The sequence below is a fragment of the Candidatus Hydrogenedentota bacterium genome (assembly GCA_019695095.1).
In the GTDB taxonomy this organism is placed as follows: Bacteria; Hydrogenedentota; Hydrogenedentia; order Hydrogenedentales; family SLHB01; genus JAIBAQ01.
In genome coordinates, this window is sequence record JAIBAQ010000033.1 from 23,525 (window position 1) to 41,326 (window position 17,802).

Sequence of the window (17,802 nt, forward strand, 5' to 3'; positions counted from 1 at the left end):
GTTCTGATGTTGGCCGTTGGGCCATTGTTTATCCCGGCGCACGCGCAAGAAGGCGGCGCGGAAGGCACGACAGCGATCGAAAAAGATCGCCAGGCCGGTAGCGTGGGCTACGGTTTGCGCGCTCTGGGTCTTGCCGTTGGCGCGGGCATCGCAATTGCCGGCGCAGGTCTCGGAACGGGCCGTGCGCAGGCGTCGGTAGGCGCAGGCGGTACGGGCGCGATTACGGAAAAGCCCGAGCTGTTCGGTAACGTGCTGCTTCTGTTCGCGATTCCCGAAACGATCGTCGTGTTCGGGTTCGTTATCGCGATTATGCTCCTGATGCGAATCTAGCGTTTCATCCCATGCAGCAAGCCTTGATGGATACCATGGCGCGCCTGACCGCGCAGCAGTGCGAGGATAAACTCGCCGAAGCGCGGCAGAAGGCGGACGCCATTATCGCGGACGCGAAAGCGAAAGCGGAGAGCCGTCGCACAAAAGCGTTGGAGCAGGCGCACGCGGAAGCGGAACGTCTGGCGAAACGCGCGCTGGAATTGGCGATGCGGGCCGCGGAAAACGAGACCATGACCATGGAACATGCCGTGGCCGATGAAGTATTGGTTTCCGCGGGCGTCGAGTTGGAGCGCTTGGCGAAGAGCGAGCGCTTCCCCGGTATTCTGGAAGGGATGCTGGCCGAATTGGTCGCGTACGCGCCAAAGACCGGCATTATCCTGGCGCCATCGGCGCACGTAGAGGTTTGCCAGGCGTGGATCCAAAAGCAGGGTTTGAGCGGTTTGAGCGTACAGCCCGACCCATACCTTGCCGACGGTGTCGCGTATCAAGACGCGGAGCATACGTATCGAATCACCAACTCGCTCTCGGCGCGGTTCGCCAAGGTCCAAAATGAGGCGCGGCGAATCTGTCTCGAAACGTTGTTTGGCGAAAAGGTGGGGCACTGATGGAAAACACGGACGCGCTCGCGCCCTACATGAACTCCCGCATTTGCGGGATGCGGAGCCGGTTGCTGCCGCGCGCCGAGTTCGAGAATTTGCTCGACTTGGGCGATGCGGGCCGCGTAGCGGATGCGCTGCTGTCGGGACCGTATCAACAGGAAATGGCGGAGGCGCTGACCCGGTATCACGGGGCCGACGCCGTGGAAGACGCCGTCACCCGCAATCTCGTGGCGACGTTTAACACGCTGTACGGCCTGACGCAGGGTTACTTGCGCGAGCTGACGCAGATCTTCCTGCTTCGATGGGACTTGATTGCGGTGAAATCGCTGCTGCGCGCGCGACGTCACAACCTGGACGAAGCGACGGCCTCGATGGGGCTCATGCCCGGACCGAGCATGACCGTGGCAGTCCAGAAGTCGTTTCTGGCTCACGACTCCATGGAATCCTTGATTGGAGCGTTGGCTTCGTGGAAGCCGTCCTTGTGCGGCGTTCTTGAAGAGGCGCTTCCGGCGTATCAGGCGGCGAACGAGGTGACCCCTCTTGAAGAACGGTTGGATCGCGAGTATTTCGTAACGAGCGTGAAGACGTTGCGCGCGGCGGAAGACGACGACGCGAAGATTCTGCGCACCGCGCTGCAAATGGAGATCGACCGGATCAACATGCGGACGATCTTCCAGCTTAAAGACCCGAGTCTTGGAGCGGATGCGCTCGCGGAACGGTTGCTGCCGCACGGATTGTTGCACGCGAGCACGTTGCAGAACATGGCGACGGCCCGCGACGCGCAGCACGCAGCGGAACTCCTGAGCGGAACGGCCTACAAAGAGATGGCCGACCGCTTCTTCATGTTCGTGCAGACGATGCGGTATTCGCCGCTGGAACGGTTGTTCGATTCGTTGATTATTCGCCACCTGAAACGCGAGTCGCGGGTACACGTGATGAGCATTGCGGTGCTGATGCACTACACGTGGCTGAAGTACAACGAGGTCGTGAACCTCCGGCTGATAGCGCGCGGCGAAGCGAGCAAGCTGCCGCGTGGCCGAATCCGTGAGGAGGTTGTCTATGCCTAGTGTAGCGGCGCTGGCGAACGGCGCGCTGGCCCTGAAGCTGACGCTTGCGGGATTGCCCGTGCAGACCGTGCAGGACGTGCAAGATGTGGAAGAAACGCTGGGCGGGCTCCTGGAGAGCGATGTCAGCGTGGTGGTGGTTCAGGAAGATTTCCGGAACCAGTTTTCAGAATGGTTCATCGAGCGGATGAAACGCCGCAAAGGCGGCCCGCTTGTTGTCTATTGTCCCGGGTTTGAAGAAGAAGAATCGGATGTGGACGCCTATTTGAACGCCGTGTTGAAACCGGCGATAGGCTACGAAATCAGACTGGAGTGACGACATGCCCGCAACGGAACAAAAGCAGGTTGGGTCGCTAACGCGTATTTCGGGGCCGATGGTATCGGCGAGCGGAATGCTCGGAGTGGCCATGGGCGAGATTTTGCGCGTCGGCAAGATGGGCCTCATGGGAGAGGTCATTCGAATCGACAAAGACACGATCTTCGCGCAGGTCTTCGAGGACACCCAAGGGATGTACCTGGGCGAACCCGTCGTGCCTACGGGGCGGCCCCTGTCTGTTGAATTGGGACCGGGACTGCTGGGCTCGACGTTCGACGGTATTCAACGTCCTTTGATTACCCTGCAAGAACAATCCGGCAATTTCATCGACCGCGGGTTGACCGCGGTGGCGCTGAACCGCACCAAGAAGTGGCAGTTCACACCCAAAGTGAGCGTCGGTCAAAAGGTTGTGGCCGGAGATATCCTGGGCACAGTCCCGGAGACGAGCACCATCGAACACAAAGTGCTCGTACCTCCCGGAAAATCAGGTACGATTGCCGACATCGTCGGGAAGGGTGAATACACCGTCGAAGAGACGATTGCGACGCTGGATGACGGCACAAAGCTGACGATGATGCACTACTGGCCGGTGAAGCGTCCGCGCCCCGTGTTCAAGAAGGAACCGTGCGACCGCCCGTTCCTGACCGGTCAACGCGTGCTTGACACGCTGTTCCCGATCGCACTGGGCGGTTCGGCGATTGTGCCGGGCGGGTTCGGAACGGGTAAGACCGTTGTGGAACAGACGCTCTCCAAGTACTGCAACGCCGACATCATCATCTACGTGGGTTGCGGCGAGCGCGGTAACGAGATGGCCGACGTGCTCGACGAATTCCCGCACTTGAAGGATCCGAAAACGGGCGACTCGCTGATGAATCGCACCGTGCTGGTCGTGAATACGTCGAACATGCCCGTGGCCGCGCGCGACGCGTCGGTCTACACAGGAATCACGCTGGCCGAATACTACCGCGACCAGGGCTATGACGTGGCCCTCATGGCCGACAGTACCTCGCGCTGGGCCGAGGCGTTGCGCGAAATCTCGTCGCGTCTTGAAGAAATGCCCGGCGAAGAAGGGTATCCGACGTACCTCGCGGCGCGTATTTCCGAGTTCTACGAACGCACCGGCCGCGTGACGTGCCTGAGCTCCGATTCGGGTGGGGATCACCCGCGGCACGGTTCGCTGACGATCGTGGGCGCGGTGTCGCCTCCCGGCGGTGACATGTCGGAACCTGTGACGCAAACGTCGCAGCGCGTGGCTGGCGCCCTCTGGTCGCTGGACGCGTCGTTGGCCTACCGCCGTCACTATCCGTCGGTGAACTGGAATCGAAGCTATACGCTGTATTTCAAAGAACTCGATCCGTGGTTCGAGGCCAATGCGCCGAAGAACTGGATGAAACTGCGCCAAGGGATTCAGACGCTGTTGCAGCGCGACGGCGAATTGCAGGAAGTGGTGCAGTTGGTTGGACCGGACGCGCTTCAGGATCAGGAACGCCTGATTCTGGAAGTGGCGCGTATGATCCGCGAAGTGTTCCTGCAGCAAAACGCGTTCTCGGACGACGATGCGCATTGCTCACTTGAGAAGGCCGGCGCGCTGATGGAAGCGTTGATCGAATTTGCGGAAGCCGCCAAGCACGTCATAGAACAGGGCGTGACGCTGAATCGCGTGTTGGAACTGCCGTCGCGCGAAGCTATCGCGCGGTTGCGCGAAGAGCCCAATGCCAAAGTAATGGCGCGCCAGAAAGTCGTATTGGAAGAGATGAGGCACGCCCTCGCCGATCTTACCTCCAGAAAAGGATAACGAGGCATGGAAACGACGACGAAGAGTCCTGCAGCCAACCCCAATATGCTCCACAAGGAGTTTTGGGATCTCAATTACATTTCGGGACCGCTGGTGTTCCTGGGCAACGGCGACCGTTTCCCGACCGGCGCCATCCTCGACTTGGTCATGGAAGACGGTTCGTCTCGCCAGGGCCAGGTGCTGGAAGCCAGCAAGAAGCATGCGGTCGTGCAGGTGCTGCAGGGAACGCAGGGCCTCGACATCAAAGGCGTCTCGGTGTCCTTGAAGAAGGAATCCGCGCGCGTTGGTGTGGCAAAAGACATGATTGGGCGTTCGTTCAACGGAACGGGCGATCCCATCGACGGTCTGCCCCCGGTGATCGCGGACAAGGAACTGGATATTACCGGTACGGCTATCAATCCCGTGTCGCGTGATAAACCAAACGATTTCATCGAAACGGGCATCTCGACCATCGACGGGTTCAATACGCTCGTGCGCGGCCAGAAGCTGCCGATCTTTTTCGGCGCCGGTCTGCCCGCAAACGAAGTCGCGAACATGATCGTGCAGCAGTCGTCGACGAAGGGCGACAGCGAAGAGTTCGTGGTGGTGTTCGGCGCGATGGGGTTGACCGAGCGCGAAGTGGGTTACTTCCTCCGGTCGTTCCAGGAAGGCGGACAAGGCTCCCGCGTGGTGTCGTTCATCAACAAGGCGAGCGACCCGGCCATCGAACGTATCTTCACGCCGCGTTGCGCACTGACCGTTGCGGAGTACCTGGCCTTCGAGCATGACTACCAGGTGTTGGTCGTGCTGACGGACATGACCAGCTACTGCGAAGCGTTGCGCCAGATTTCGAGCGCACGTGAAGAAATCCCCGGCCGCCGCGGTTATCCCGGTTACATGTACACCGACTTGTCGACGATCTACGAGCGCGCTGGGCGTATCCGCGGGAAAAAAGGCTCGGTGACGCAAGTACCGATGCTGACCATGCCGGACGACGACATGACGCACCCGATTCCCGACTTGACGGGGTACATCACCGAAGGGCAGATCGTGTTGTCGCGCGGACTGCACCGCCAGGGTGTGTTCCCGCCGGTCGACTTGCTGCCGTGCCTGTCGCGATTGATGAACAACGGTATCGGCGAAGGCCGCACGCGCAAGGATCACCGCGCGCTCGCGAACCAGCTCTATTCGTGCTACGCGCAGGGTTGCGACGTGCGCAAGCTGATGGCCATCGTCGGTGAAGACGCGTTGAGCGAAATGGATAAGAAGTATCTGCGGTTCGCGAACCAGTTCGAAGCGCGCATGATCGGCCAGCGGGAAACGCGGCGCACGATCGAAGAGACGCTTGGACTGGGCTGGGAACTGCTTGGATATCTTCCGAAAGAAGAACTCACGCGCGTGTCCCGCGAGTTCATCGAAATGTATTATCCGAAGAACGCGGAAGCGTCCGCCTGATTTCGCGGTACAATTGAGTTAACGGATATCGGTCAGTTGCCGGTAAAAAGGAATACGGAATCCCATGGGCCTTGACAACGTATCCCCAACCCGAATGAACTTGCTGGCGCGTAAAGCCCAGATCAAGCTGGCAGCGGGCGGCGTGGCGTTGCTTGAGGGCAAGCGCGAGGCGCTGCTCAAGGAGCTGATTGCGCGGGCGCGCGAGTTGCGAGCGTTGCGCAAGCAGCTACATACCCGCGGACGCGCCGCAGTCGCCGCGGTAGCGATGGCGCGCGCCGTGCGCGGCACCCCGGAAGTCTATAGCGCGGGCTATGCGGGACGGCGCGCCGTTCAGTTGAGCGTCAAGACGGAAAAGGTGTGGGGCCTGCGTTTGGGCGGCATCGACCAGACCAACGTCGTGCGTACGCCCCAGGAAAGAGGCCTGGGCCTTCTGGACACCTCGTCGCTGATCGTCGAAGCTTCGGAATCGTGCGAAAAGATGCTGGAACACCTGTTGGTGTGCGCTCCTAAAGAGCAGAACCTGCAAATTATCGGCGAAGAAGTGCGCACGGTGAGCCGTCGTATCAACGCCCTGACCGAATACCTGTTGCCGAAGCTGCGCGAAGAAATGCGCATGATTGCGCGCGTGTTGGATGAACGCGAACGCGAGGATACGTTCCGGTTGAAGCGCATCAAGAAAAAGATGGCTGATATGAAGGCGGCGGAAGAAGAGGCGGGAGTGTCCGTATAATGCGCCTGGGCGAATTGCTTCACGAAGACGTCGTCAAGTTGCACCTGCAAGCGAGCACCAAGCAGGAAGCCATCGAGGAATTGGTGGACGTCTTGATTGACGCGCACGAGATTCCCTTCTCGATGCGGAGTCACATCCTTGAAGTGATCACCGAGCGCGAGGATCAAGCGAGCACGGGCATGGAGCACGGCGTCGCGATTCCGCACGGCGCGTCAGACCGCATTGAAGACACGATTGCCGCGCTGGGGATATCGCCCGAGGGCATCCCGTTCAACAGTCTGGATGGGGTGAGTGCGCGTATCGTGGTGCTGTTGATCACGCCTCGGCGCAACTACCAGGGGCAGGTGGCGACATTGGGGGGGATTGCCCACCTTTTCCAGAACGCGAAGTTGCGCGAGCAGTTGCGCGCTGCGCCCGACACCGATTCGGTGCTGCGGGTCATTCGTTGGGAAGAGAGCAAGGGCGGCGTGCCCAGCATGTGAGTTGGCGTTGGCGGTCTGAACCGCTGTGCCACTTCCGATCCAATGGGGGCCGATCCCGCTTACAGACGGTGAGCGCCCGCGTCTCCCGTTGGGATTCGAATCTTCAATCTTTCCTTGATCCGAGCCGTGTTAGTATCTACACTAATTGCCCGCGAATTCATTGGAGCATATCTTGAGTACGGTGACATTTACGGCGATCGGCGGCGGTTCGGAGATCGGCGCGAACAGCTACGCGATTGCGGTGGACAATCAAACGATTTTGCTTGATTGCGGCATGCATCCCAAGAAGGAAGGCTTGGAGGCATTGCCGGAGTTTGGCATTCTGCGGAAGTCCCCCGAAGCGGTCATCGTATCGCATGCCCATATCGATCACTGCGGTGCAGTGCCCTACCTTCTCAAAGAGCATCCGTCCGCTTTCTGCTATGCGACCCAACCGACGGTCAACATCATGGATCGCATGCTGCACAACAGCGTGTCGGTGATGACGACCATGGCAATCGAGCGGGGGATTTCGGAGTATCCGCTTTACGGACACGCAGACGTTGACTACGCGATTCGGCGCTCCTACGGGCTGGCCTACGAACAGGAATTCGAACTGGGTCCAAGCAGTCCGTTTCGAGCAAGCTTGCACCACTCCGGTCACGTACTGGGTGGCGCGTGCATCTTGTTGAATGCGGCGGGTCACACGCTCTTCTATACCGGCGACGTGTGCATGTCGCACCAGGAACTCATGGGCGGACTGACGCTGCTCGACGAATCCATCACCGTGGATACGTTGATTATCGAGAGCACGCGCGGGACGCATGAGAACGGGCATACGATTTCGTTCGAAGCCGAAGTTGAACGGTTCGGAGAGGAAATTCGAAAAGTCCTGGAACGTGGCGGTTCTGTATTGGTGCCGTCGTTCGCGCTGGGGCGCACCCAGGAATTGCTCAACATCATCTCGCGCTTGCAGGAGTCCGGAATGGTGCCCGACGCGCCGGTCTACGCATCGGGACTCGGACGAGCCGTATACGAAGTCTACAACAAGTATTCGCACTACCTGCGGCCCGACAAGACGCTGCGGCCGTTGTGCGAGTACCGGCGCATCGGCGACGTCTGGGAACGGGACGTGCGGCGTCAGTTGCTGGATAGTCCGGGCATCATCGTGGCAACGTCGGGCATGATGATCGAAAACACGCCCTCAAGCCTGATTGCAATGGAAATGGCGGCGCACACACACCACGGGATCTTCTTCGTGGGGTACTTGGACCCCGATACGCTAGGTTACAAATTGCTGCGCGCGGAAAAAGGCGACCGGCTTACCTTTGAGTTGAAAGGGCCTCAAGTGCCCGTGCGCCTCGAGAACAGGCAGAGTTTCAGTTTCAGCGCCCACGCGACGCGAGAGGATCTGTGCAAGCTGGTGGATCATGTCACGCCGAAGAACATCATCTTCGTGCATGGCGATGCCGATGCAATTTCCTGGATGCACGAAAACACGGCCAGCGTGTTTCGCAAACACGTACCCGCCATCGGCCGCCCCATCGAATTGAAGGATTAAGGCGGCATGGCCAGGAGTCGCAATGCGGTCGTAGAGTGGTTTCTCACGACCGCAGGGATCGCGCTTTCCAGCCTCACCCGCATCCTTCCCCTATCCACGTGCCGAGTATTGGGCCGATTGGCGGGCCGAATGGCCTATGTGCTGGTGCCGCGCGTGCGCAAGGTGACGATGGAAAACCTCACATTGGCATACGGCGACACGCTGTCGAAAAAAGAGAAGCGGCGCATTGCATTGGCGGCCGCGGAAAACGTGGGAATCGTCGGTGCGGAGTTCTCGCGCATACAGGATTTGTCGAATGAAACGATAGCGGAGTGGGTGCGGATAGAAGGACTGGAGCATCTCCCGCGTAACCAGGGCGCCCTCATCATTGGCGCACACCTGGGCAACTGGGAGTGGATGGCGTCCGTGCTCTCGTGTCTGGGCTTCAGGATGGCGGAAATTGTTCGCCCCTTGGACGATCCGCGCATGAACCGATATGTGGTAAAGGTGCGCGAATCGCGCGGCGTACGCACAGTGCCGAAGACTCGCGCAGGAAAAGAACTGATCCGCTTGTTGAAAGAAGGTTGGGTGGTCGGCGTGTTGATCGACCAAGCTCCGAGAGACAGCGCAGTCCCCGTGACGTTTTTCGGGCAGCCGTGTTGGGCCACGATTGCGCCTGCATTGGTTGCGGCGCGAGCAAAAGTGCCGATAGTCAGATTGACTTTCGTGCGCGATACTTCGGGAACGTACACGTTAAACCTATCCCCGCCAATCGAATTGACTTCCTTCGACGAAAAGAAGGTCGACTTCGCGGCGATTTCCCAGCAGTGCCAAGACCTGGTTGAGCAAGCGATTCGTGCGCACCCGGAGCAGTGGTTGTGGTTGCACCGCCGCTGGAAGAAACGACCCAGATTGGAGCAGGAGTGGGCCGCGCGGATGGAAAAGAAGGGGGCAGCAGATACCTCGGCGACAGCGGAGGCCGGCTGTCCCACTGATGAGAGCACCGGGAGCCAGGTCTGAAGAATCTCAATTTGAAATCCCGGATGCAATCCGTCCCCCGCCAATAGACGATGCTTTTTCTGTCAGCGATCCAAAATCCGAAATCCAGACCCAAATCCTAGATCGGATCGCCGGGCTTCCATTCGAAGATCTTCTCCGGATGGTCCACGTAATCGCGCATGTAGTCGGCGAAGGGGAAGATGTCGCCACCGTCGAGTGCGCGATGGTCGAAGGACACGCACACATTCATGCAGTGCCGAGGCATTAGTTGCCCGTTGATATACCTTGGCAATATGCGCGTATGACCAAGGCCCCACATGAACACGGACGGATGGGGGACGACTGTCACCGTTTGCCACCCTTTGACCGCACTGCCGATATTGGCGACGACGCTCGTAAAGCCGACGACTTCCTCCGGCTGGAGGCGTTGTTCGACGGGGACTTCCAGAAGCTCGGGATCGATGGGTTCGGGCCACAGCATCGATTTCAAGTAGAGGAATCCAATACTGAACGAAGACGGATCGAGTTCCCTGGCGGCCAGGCCGAGATACTTTCGCGCGCACCGCCGGTAAAGCTCGTTCATGTCGGTGCGGCGGGCCTTGCGCGTCAGGTCGCGCATTTCGTTCGCAATGCTGAAAATATCCTTATGGTGCGCGTTGCGCATGCCGGGGGTCATGACGCCGCGTTTCGTGTGGACGGTGAATCCGAGGTTGATGTCCTCGGCCTCGTAAAAAATGCCGCCGTTGCGGAACGGGGTCCATTCAAGGAACCCGTTCAGACACGGCACGTGGTATATCACGTGGGAAATGGTCTTGAGGTAGAACGCGGAAAGGTTCTTGTGCAAGGCCATGGTCGTAAGCTGTTCCGGGGTCAGCTTACCGGAGGAAGCTTTGATTTCCTTGATTCTGCGTTCGCCATATTCCACAACGGGGGTGATGTCGATTTCGATGTTTCCGGCGGCGTGAGGTATAAGGCGCGCGGACTTGGAAAGTACGTAGGCAACCCCCTGCCTCTGAAACGTCAGGGGACGAATGCGACGCAGTTTAATGTGTTTCTTGGCAAACGCGATGTTGAAATCTCGAAACATGACTTACTCAATACCCGTTGAAAGCCGTTCCATTACCGAATACTCCTTGGCAAGAGGGAATTCTCAACCTAGCAAAACACCCTTTCCATTGGACTATAGTCCAATCGTCCTGGTTTCAGATAAGTCAGCGTCGTTTAAGGACTTCCCCGACCGCAATCGCCCGGCCAATCTTGCCGGACTTGTAGACGGCCACCGCGACGTCCACGGCATGGCGTGCGCTCGACAAGGGGATGGCAGGCTCCGTACCGGTTCGGATGGCCCTGACCAAATCCTCAATGAGTAAGGTATGCCCATCCGCGCTGAGCGCCATGGGGTCCTTGGCTGTAGAGTCCGCTTTCGCCTTCCCGCCAAAGCGCGCCATCATGCGCGCGCGTTCGGAGGAGGTACCCATTTCATAGGATTCTAGAAGTTGCGCATTCCGGATGAAACTCCCCTTGGTGCCAAACATGTAAATGCGCTGGGCGCGCTCGGGCACGGCGCAGGTAGTCGTAAACAGAGTGCCCAGGGCGCCCCTTTCGAATTGGAGTATCGCCACCGTCTGGTCCTCGGCTTCGATGGCATGATTGTGCACCTTGTAGAACCCGGCGACGCTCTGAACGGGCCCGGCAAACCAGCACATGAGGTCAAGTGTGTGAATGCCCTGGTTCATGAGGCTGCCTCCGCCATCCCAACGCCACGTGCCGCGCCAGACGCCATGTACGCCCGCAAAGTAGCTGTCAAGCCGCAGCCAGGGAAGCTGAGCGTGCACCCCGATAACCGTCCCCATCTTTCCCGCGAGAACAGCCTTGCGCAGTTGGGCGTTACAGGGGTCCATGCGCGCCTGAAAGATGCATCCGCATTTGATGCCTGTGCGGGCCGCGGCGCGCTCAAGCTTGGAAATGCGTTGCGGGGTCACGTCGACGGGTTTTTCCATGAGTATGTGCTTACCCGCGTTCGCGGCTTCGATGCCGAAATCGGCGTGAGTACCGCTTTCCGTAACGATACTTACGGCGTCGATCGTCGAGTCGCGCAAGACGTCGCGCCAACGCGGATAGGGCTTCACGTCGAATTCCCTTACGGCCTCCTGAAGGCGTTCGGGATCGTGGTCGCACACGCCCGCGAGTTCCGCGTTCTTTGTGTTGAGCATAGCGCGGCAGTGGTGAATTCCCATGCCGAGTCCGACGACGACAAATCGAAGTTTGCGTGCCACGGTTGCGCACTCCCCTCTTGAAGAGCTTATCCCGCAATTTGCTCCGGCGCATTTGGGCGCCGGCGTAAATTGCCTACGTGCAATACCTCGAGGTTATGCCATGAGGATTTCTCACGAACACACTCTGTTTACAGAGAGTTGCCTCCTTATTCGCCGCAAGTTTCGCAAATGCAACTGCTACGAAAGAGTCTCCAGTGTGTTCGTGAGAAATCCGGACCATCCCCCCGAAACGGATGACCCATGATAAGACTTCTATGTGACGAACGCGAATGATATGGGCAGTCAATTCGGCACGAGCTAAAGCGCGCGACTCCCCGGCAAGCACCTTTCCCTATGCAACGCGCCGTCGAAAATTGCCCCCAACCCTCGGCAGCCGCTACAATGACGAGCTTGACGGAATTCCAGAGGTGATAGTTAGATGGCAGACAAACCTGGTTATGTGAACTACTTCGAGGTCCTCGAATTGCCGGAAGACGCGAAGCCGGGCGAGGTGCGCAAGAACTACAAGCGCAAGATGAAGGACCTGTTGTTCGAGATCGGCGGCGTGGAGATTACGGAAGAGAAACGCGCTCGTTATCTTCTCGAAATGGCGAAGCTAAATGCCGCGTTGTGCGTATTGCGCGAAAACGACGTGCGCGATGAGTATTGGAGCGCGCGAAACGATCTCATGGCGTTGGAGGATCGGTGGGCGGGCGCCGTCGCCGAGAAAGCTCCGAATGCGGAAGACCTCCGGAAAGAGTATGACACGAAGATCCGCGATTTCCTCGCCAAGTACGTCGAAGAATTGATGCTCGCGGCGGGCCGCGACAAGGAATGCGTGGAGGCGAGTCAGTGGGACTCCAACCACGAACGCCACGCCTCTCGAATCTTGAGGCATTACCGCCATGTGCTATACCACCAGATTCTGGAGCGTCTACCCTTTACAGAGGTGACACCGCCCCATGTCGATTGGACGGAGCGCGGTAAGTTCGTTAAATCGGTCTTGGCAGGGGAGGTGCGCTAATCGTGGGACTGTTTCGTAAGAAAGCCGTAACCGCTCATAAGGTGGTTGACTACGAAAAGCTGGCGAAGGCCTTGGCAAAGGCCGTTTACGACGGCGATATCGTGAACTTTCGCCTGCTGTTCCTGCCATTCTCGCCCGCGCGCGAGGAATCGAGTGAGCGGTTCGAGTCCGAGAAGTACGCCTATCTTCTTCCGGATGCGGACACGGAAGGAACGCGCGCGTTCAGGGACGTGCTTGCGCTCGTCAAGCAGGACAAGATCTGGAGTCATATCCTGAGCGAACTCAAGGCTAACCGGCCCGCGCAGATGCCGTGGGAGTTGATTCTCGCGCTGGGCGACAATGCCGTCCGCACGGGAAAGTACACCAGCGCCGCGCAATGCTACGAGATGTTGCGTGTCCGGCCGAAGCTCCAAGAAGAGTTCTTTGTCCAGGCAGACGAGTCTCTTGAAGCAGGCAAGATCGACAAGGCCGTGTCCGGCTACGTCGTCGCAACCGGGCTCGAGTACAACTACGCGGCTTTCCCCGAACCCCTGCCAATGGTATTGAACTTCCAAACGCATGCGCTGATGCTCCACGGAGTTTATCCGGAGAAACCCGAAGACTGCGTCGCGTTGCAGGAACCCGAGTCGTTTGTCCGGACTGCGCTGACATACTTGCTGGGCGACAGCAGGGCGGCCGCCAGGCTGGAAGGCCGGCCGCTCAACACACGGCTGGCGTTCCTGGAGCAGCTTGTTCGCTACCGCGACCCAAACTGGCCGGACTTCGTTCATCGCTATCGCGAAGCCTGTAAGAAAATGACCGAATTCGACAAGCGCATTTCTCAGGCGAAGTCTGAAGCGGGACGGGGTGCGAGTCTTGCAGATGAGATTGCGGAACTTCTGGGTGACGACCCGAGTACAATTCCCGCGATGCTCCTGGGCCGCAGTATTCCGTCCGGGGAATGGTGGCAGTACATAAAAGAGTTAGCTTTTGTGCACCCGCCGTCCGTGTTGTTTGTGTCCCGGCAGCTTATCGGCCCCAAAGAGATTGTTGTTCCCCGGTACCGCGGCGATTCCCCGGTACCGCGGACGCTGGGTCTGCTGGCCGGTCCGGATGGGAAACCGACTCTGTCCTAACTCCTTGGTGAAATTGGAGAAACACGCTCTTGGCGCTGCTCATAGACCTGCACCTCCACACGAGCCGCTATTCCCGTTGCAGCGTCATTCCGCCCGAACGGCTAATCGACCAGGCCGTAAATGCCGGCTTGGATGGGGCCGTAATCACCGAGCATCATGTACAATGGAGCTTGGACGAGTTGGAAGAACTGCGAAAAGCATCCAGCCATCCGGGATTTCTGTTGCTGGCGGGATTCGAGTACACGTCCCGCAAGGGAGATCTGCTCATTTATGGCGTGGATGCCCAGGAGGTAAGCCGGTTCGAGCCGTGCTGGCCACCGGAGCAGGCCGTAGCGCTGGCAACCGAACTGGGTGGCGTGTGCATCGCGGCGCATCCGACGCGGGCCGGACTTGGTTTCGACACGGGTATCGCCCAATTGCAGTTGGCGGCACTTGAGGTGCGTAGCGTAAACCTGCAACCGCATGAGCAACGGATGGCGGTGAAATTGGCGGAAGCCATTGGAGCGAGACAAGTTGCGTGCAGCGACGCACACACCATCCAGGATGTCGGGCGTTTTGCGACCGAATTTGATATGGTTATACGGGACATAACGGATTTGCGTACTGCGTTGACGCATGGTAGATTTCGAGTGGCGGAACATCGCGTGTCCGCATAAAGGATGGAATCAGCGTGAGTGCAAGCGACCCTAGGGACGGGGCTGCTGCTCCGGTTCAGCCGCAACAGACGGCATCTCAGGAAGTGAAACGCGAGGTCGTCGAATTCGTCAAGACGGTCGCGTGGTTTTTGCTTCTCTTTTTTCTTCTCAAGAGCTATGTGATTGAAGGCTATGAAGTGCAAGGGCCTTCCATGGAACCTACGCTCATCAATCAAGAACGAATCCTCGTCTTGAAGTTTCCGCATTGGTTGAGTCAGAAGAGTTGGTTCAGCGGAATCGATGCGATCAAGCCCGGTGATATCGTCGTGTTCGACAGCACCGATGAGGCGCACAAGCGGTATGTGAAACGTGTAGTAGCCGAAGGCCCGAAATACGACGTCGGCAACACGGTCATCGCAAGCAAGGAAGGGGACAGCCCTGGCGAGACTGTGCCCGTCCAAATCAAGACAGGTCAGTTGTTTGTCAACAACCGGCGTGTGGATGAAACCTACCTGCCCAGAGAAATCGGCGAACCGTTTCAGTCGACCGAACGCGACGAGGTGAAGTTACGCGCTGGCGAATATTACGTTCTTGGCGATAACCGAAGAATCAGCAAAGATAGCCGTAACTTCGGGCCAATAGACGACCGGCGCGTCATCGGCAAAGCGATCCTGCGTTTTTGGCCTCTCAGCAAGTTCGGCCTCCTGAATTAGTCCGTGATGTGAACCGGAAAAACTGAGCGCCAGCGCAAAGTCCGGTTCGGCTATTTTCAAGTACTTACCCACGGGCATGCGGTTCCATTTCGGTCCCGACTCGGGCTCGGTGCCTCCAAATCCCACGCCCGAGAGGCGTTTTCAGGTGGAATATGATATGGTACTCCGCACAGGTACCAATTTGCGCCCTATGCCGCTTTTGATGTTGGCAGTCCAGCGCAAACCAATACGTGTGAAATAGGACGATTTCCAGAGTGACTCCCACTAACCCTCTGCCCGAAGCTTCCGCTCCCCATCTGCCCGCTTCTTCGGAAGCCAAGCGAGAGGCCGTGGCGTTCGTCAAGACAGTCGCCGGTTTCCTGTTGTTGTTCTTTGTGCTTAGGACCTTTGTAATCGATAGCTACGAGGTTCAGGGCGCTTCGATGGAACCAACGTTGACGAACGGTGAGAGCATCCTCGTGCTTAAGCTTCCTCATGTTTTGAGTCACAGCGGTTGGTTCGATGGAATCGAGGCACTCAAGCCCGGCGATATCGTAGTTTTCAAGAGTAAATACGATGCCGACGCGCGCTATGTGAAGCGCGTGGTCGCGAAAGGCCCCAAACTCGACGCAAGCAACACCGTCATCGCAGGAGTAAAGGGTGAGTCTTCCGGCGAGCAGGTCTCCGTGGCCATCAAGACACAACAGCTTTTCGTCAATAACCGGCTTGTCGAAGAAGACTATCTTCCGTCTGAAGTTCACGAACGATTCCTCGCAACAGACCGTGACGAAACCAACTTGCGCGCCGGCGAATACTACGTGCTTGGCGACAATCGCTGCCCGAGCAAAGACAGTCGCAGCTTCGGTCCCGTCGACGATCAAGAAGTGATCGGCAAAGCCATCCTGCGGTTCTGGCCGCTGAGTAAGTTCGGCGTGCTCAAGTGAACACGATCTTCTTCTCCGACGTTCACCTCAATGTCGCTGAGGACGGTAGGGAACGAATGGCGCAGTTTGCGCGGTTTCTTCGCCGTATTGATCCCGCGTGCACCGAACGTGTGGTGGTTGTGGGCGATTTGTTCGACTTCTGGTTCGAGTATGAGCACGTCATCTTCTCGGGATACTTCGATGTTCTCCGCGCGTTTGCCGATCTTGCGGATGCGGGCGTCGAACTGTACTTCTGCTGTGGCAATCACGATTTCTGGGCGGGCCGCTTCCTAAGGAACCATCTCAAGTTCTCTATTCACACCAGTCCGCTAACCCTTCAACTGGGTCCGCATCGCGTTCAATTGGTGCACGGAGATGGAATCGATCCCAAGGACCGGGGTTACCGCGTCTATAAATGGATCGCGAGGGCGCGGCCGGTGGTGTGGCTGTTCAGTCTGCTGCATCCCGATTGGGCCATGGCGCTGGCACAGGCAGTGGCGCGCGGCAGCCGGCACATGTTCAAGGCGGACGACGTCAGCCAGGGATCGCAGGTCAGACCGCTGCAAGCCTACGCGAAGGCGACGCTTGCCAAGGGCGATGCGGACGTCGTGATGTGCGGGCACTCGCACTATCCCGTCATGGAAGAACACCCAACACCCTCAGGCGCGGGACTCTACATCAACACAGGGGATTGGCTCTTCCACCGCTCCTACGTGGAGTGGGATGGCGAACGGTTTTCGATTCGTTCATTTGAAGAAGGGGAAGGTTCCCTTGGCCCACCACGCGCCGCCCGTGAAACACAACACGCCGTAGAGCAGCACTAGGAAGAACCAGAACAGATTCGCTCCGCGCTTCTTGGAGAAGGCGAGCAACCTGCGGCGGATCACGGTCAATAAGCTGGGAGATATATCAGCGACAATCACCGTGATGTTGTCGCGGCCGCCATTGTCGTTGGCAAGATCTATCAAGCGGTGCGCGATATCCGCCGGGGCGCTCCCGTTGGCGAAGACGTTGAGGATTTCAGAATCCTTCGCCATGTTGATAAGACCGTCGGTGCACACAAGCAGGGTATCGCCAGGCACGACGTGCCAAATATACGTGTCGATATCGACTGCGGGGTGCGTGCCTATGCTTCGAGTGACCACATGGCGCCGCATGTCGGACTCCGCTTCGGCCTTGGTCATGAGCCCCTGCTTCACCTGTTCGTCGACCCAGGAATGGTCTTCAGTCTTGGCGATGATTTCGCCGTCACGCAGGTGATAGCACCGGGAATCGCCGACAGTGCCAATGTAGACTTTTCTAGGCGTGACCACTGCGGCAATCAGGGTTGTGCCCATGGGCCGCCCTGATGTGATGAGATCCTGATTGGTGCGGAAAATGGTCTCGTTTGCCCTGCGAATGCCTTCGCGAATGACGGGGAGCAATCCCTGGTCTTCTTCCGCGTCTGCGGCCGGAGCGGGAGGAACCTCCTTCAGGATGTCCTTGATAACGGACACGGCGAGCTTGCTGGCGATCTCACCACCCTCATGACCGCCGAGTCCGTCGGCGACGCACAGGAGCGCCCCGTCTCGAAACAACTGTAACCCCGGCGTGTCTTCGCGAAACACGCCGTAGAAGTCTTCGTTGTTGCGCTTACGCTTTCCGATATCCGTCTGGGCTGCTATGTCAATTCGCATGGATGTCCCCGCGACCTACGAGCGAACGATACCAAAGCGGCCCGGTGTGTGGCAACCCCCATACAGCATGCTAATGCACCCAAGCGGCGAATCCTGCACAGACGAGGGGAGAAGGACGGATGCGCTGGCTTAGGAAGACCGGTACTCTTTTGTGGGCGCTCGCTTGAAACTGACCGCCGCGGAAACACGGTTGATACGAAATTGGCCTAAACGG

The 17,802-nt window shown here is 58.5% G+C and carries 19 protein-coding genes; 16 read left to right on the forward strand and 3 right to left on the reverse strand.

The window, feature by feature from the left end:
• The first annotated feature begins 6 nt into the window (after positions 1–6).
• From K1Y02_07930 to K1Y02_07975, 10 genes are all read left to right on the forward strand, one after another.
• Positions 7–330, forward strand: a complete 324-nt coding sequence (locus tag K1Y02_07930; protein ID MBX7256277.1) for a F0F1 ATP synthase subunit C — start codon at positions 7–9, stop codon at positions 328–330.
• An 11-nt stretch (positions 331–341) separates the two neighbouring features.
• Positions 342–935, forward strand: a complete 594-nt coding sequence (locus K1Y02_07935; protein MBX7256278.1) for a hypothetical protein — start codon at positions 342–344, stop codon at positions 933–935.
• Positions 935–1,996 (forward strand): V-type ATPase subunit, encoded by a 1,062-nt coding sequence (locus tag K1Y02_07940; GenBank protein ID MBX7256279.1) that lies wholly within the window; start codon positions 935–937, stop codon positions 1,994–1,996. Before K1Y02_07935 ends, K1Y02_07940 begins: the two co-directional genes overlap by 1 nt.
• Positions 1,989–2,309 (forward strand): hypothetical protein, encoded by a 321-nt coding sequence (locus K1Y02_07945; GenBank protein ID MBX7256280.1) that lies wholly within the window; start codon positions 1,989–1,991, stop codon positions 2,307–2,309. The genes K1Y02_07940 and K1Y02_07945 overlap by 8 nt, the downstream gene beginning before the upstream one ends.
• Before the next feature lie 4 nt (positions 2,310–2,313).
• Entirely contained in the window at positions 2,314–4,104 is a 1,791-nt protein-coding gene (locus K1Y02_07950; protein ID MBX7256281.1) for a V-type ATP synthase subunit A, read from the forward strand.
• Between the two features lie 45 nt (positions 4,105–4,149).
• Positions 4,150–5,538: a V-type ATP synthase subunit B gene (locus K1Y02_07955; protein ID MBX7256282.1), complete on the forward strand. Its 1,389-nt coding sequence runs from the start codon at positions 4,150–4,152 to the stop codon at positions 5,536–5,538.
• A gap of 64 nt (positions 5,539–5,602) precedes the next feature.
• Entirely contained in the window at positions 5,603–6,268 is a 666-nt protein-coding gene (locus K1Y02_07960; protein MBX7256283.1) for a V-type ATP synthase subunit D, read from the forward strand.
• Positions 6,268–6,750 (forward strand): PTS sugar transporter subunit IIA, encoded by a 483-nt coding sequence (locus K1Y02_07965; GenBank protein MBX7256284.1) that lies wholly within the window; start codon positions 6,268–6,270, stop codon positions 6,748–6,750. Before K1Y02_07960 ends, K1Y02_07965 begins: the two co-directional genes overlap by 1 nt.
• Positions 6,751–6,922: 172 nt before the next feature.
• Positions 6,923–8,290, forward strand: a complete 1,368-nt coding sequence (locus tag K1Y02_07970) for an MBL fold metallo-hydrolase (protein MBX7256285.1) — start codon at positions 6,923–6,925, stop codon at positions 8,288–8,290.
• A gap of 6 nt (positions 8,291–8,296) precedes the next feature.
• Positions 8,297–9,289: a lysophospholipid acyltransferase family protein gene (locus K1Y02_07975; protein ID MBX7256286.1), complete on the forward strand. Its 993-nt coding sequence runs from the start codon at positions 8,297–8,299 to the stop codon at positions 9,287–9,289.
• A gap of 97 nt (positions 9,290–9,386) precedes the next feature.
• Here the strand turns inward: K1Y02_07975 and K1Y02_07980 are convergent, their stop codons facing one another.
• Entirely contained in the window at positions 9,387–10,355 is a 969-nt protein-coding gene (locus K1Y02_07980) for a 2-oxo acid dehydrogenase subunit E2 (protein ID MBX7256287.1), read from the reverse strand.
• A 124-nt stretch (positions 10,356–10,479) separates the two neighbouring features.
• Positions 10,480–11,544, reverse strand: a complete 1,065-nt coding sequence (locus tag K1Y02_07985) for a Gfo/Idh/MocA family oxidoreductase (protein ID MBX7256288.1) — start codon at positions 11,542–11,544, stop codon at positions 10,480–10,482.
• A 418-nt stretch (positions 11,545–11,962) separates the two neighbouring features.
• Here K1Y02_07985 and K1Y02_07990 point away from each other — a divergent pair, with 418 nt between their 5' ends.
• The 6 genes from K1Y02_07990 to K1Y02_08015 all read left to right on the forward strand — a co-directional run bounded on the left by K1Y02_07990 (position 11,963) and on the right by K1Y02_08015 (position 16,736).
• On the forward strand, positions 11,963–12,547 hold the full coding sequence (locus K1Y02_07990) for a hypothetical protein (GenBank protein MBX7256289.1): 585 nt from the start codon (positions 11,963–11,965) through the stop codon (positions 12,545–12,547).
• Between the two features lie 2 nt (positions 12,548–12,549).
• The gene (locus K1Y02_07995; protein MBX7256290.1) at positions 12,550–13,662 is read left to right on the forward strand and encodes a hypothetical protein; all 1,113 of its coding nucleotides are present in this window, start codon (positions 12,550–12,552) and stop codon (positions 13,660–13,662) included.
• Between the two features lie 29 nt (positions 13,663–13,691).
• A complete protein-coding gene (locus tag K1Y02_08000; GenBank protein MBX7256291.1) occupies positions 13,692–14,318 on the forward strand; it encodes a PHP domain-containing protein in 627 nt (208 codons plus the stop codon).
• Positions 14,319–14,332: 14 nt separating this feature from the next.
• A complete protein-coding gene (lepB, locus tag K1Y02_08005) occupies positions 14,333–15,010 on the forward strand; it encodes a signal peptidase I (GenBank protein MBX7256292.1) in 678 nt (225 codons plus the stop codon).
• Between the two features lie 254 nt (positions 15,011–15,264).
• The gene (gene lepB, locus K1Y02_08010; GenBank protein ID MBX7256293.1) at positions 15,265–15,933 is read left to right on the forward strand and encodes a signal peptidase I; all 669 of its coding nucleotides are present in this window, start codon (positions 15,265–15,267) and stop codon (positions 15,931–15,933) included.
• On the forward strand, positions 15,930–16,736 hold the full coding sequence (locus K1Y02_08015; GenBank protein ID MBX7256294.1) for a UDP-2,3-diacylglucosamine diphosphatase: 807 nt from the start codon (positions 15,930–15,932) through the stop codon (positions 16,734–16,736). Before lepB (K1Y02_08010) ends, K1Y02_08015 begins: the two co-directional genes overlap by 4 nt.
• Here K1Y02_08015 and K1Y02_08020 read toward each other — a convergent pair.
• Positions 16,659–17,588, reverse strand: coding sequence for a protein phosphatase 2C domain-containing protein (locus K1Y02_08020; GenBank protein MBX7256295.1), 930 nt, complete (start codon positions 17,586–17,588; stop codon positions 16,659–16,661). The two genes, K1Y02_08015 and K1Y02_08020, sit on opposite strands and share 78 nt — an antisense overlap.
• Between the last annotated feature and the right edge of the window lie 214 nt (positions 17,589–17,802).

Bases quoted from the DNA above. Each gene is read 5' to 3' on its own strand.
- K1Y02_07965 (MBX7256284.1), top strand. From the start codon at position 6,268: ATGCGCCTGGGCGAATTGCTTCACGAAGACGTCGTCAAGTTGCACCTG.
- K1Y02_07975 (MBX7256286.1), top strand. From the start codon at position 8,297: ATGGCCAGGAGTCGCAATGCGGTCGTAGAGTGGTTTCTCACGACCGCA.
- K1Y02_07930 (MBX7256277.1), top strand. From the start codon at position 7: ATGTTGGCCGTTGGGCCATTGTTTATCCCGGCGCACGCGCAAGAAGGC.
- K1Y02_07940 (MBX7256279.1), top strand. From the start codon at position 935: ATGGAAAACACGGACGCGCTCGCGCCCTACATGAACTCCCGCATTTGC.
- K1Y02_07935 (MBX7256278.1), top strand. From the start codon at position 342: ATGCAGCAAGCCTTGATGGATACCATGGCGCGCCTGACCGCGCAGCAG.
- K1Y02_07990 (MBX7256289.1), top strand. From the start codon at position 11,963: ATGGCAGACAAACCTGGTTATGTGAACTACTTCGAGGTCCTCGAATTG.
- K1Y02_07980 (MBX7256287.1), bottom strand. From the start codon at position 10,355: ATGTTTCGAGATTTCAACATCGCGTTTGCCAAGAAACACATTAAACTG.
- K1Y02_08020 (MBX7256295.1), bottom strand. From the start codon at position 17,588: ATGCGAATTGACATAGCAGCCCAGACGGATATCGGAAAGCGTAAGCGC.
- K1Y02_07950 (MBX7256281.1), top strand. From the start codon at position 2,314: ATGCCCGCAACGGAACAAAAGCAGGTTGGGTCGCTAACGCGTATTTCG.
- K1Y02_07945 (MBX7256280.1), top strand. From the start codon at position 1,989: ATGCCTAGTGTAGCGGCGCTGGCGAACGGCGCGCTGGCCCTGAAGCTG.
- K1Y02_07960 (MBX7256283.1), top strand. From the start codon at position 5,603: ATGGGCCTTGACAACGTATCCCCAACCCGAATGAACTTGCTGGCGCGT.
- K1Y02_07955 (MBX7256282.1), top strand. From the start codon at position 4,150: ATGCTCCACAAGGAGTTTTGGGATCTCAATTACATTTCGGGACCGCTG.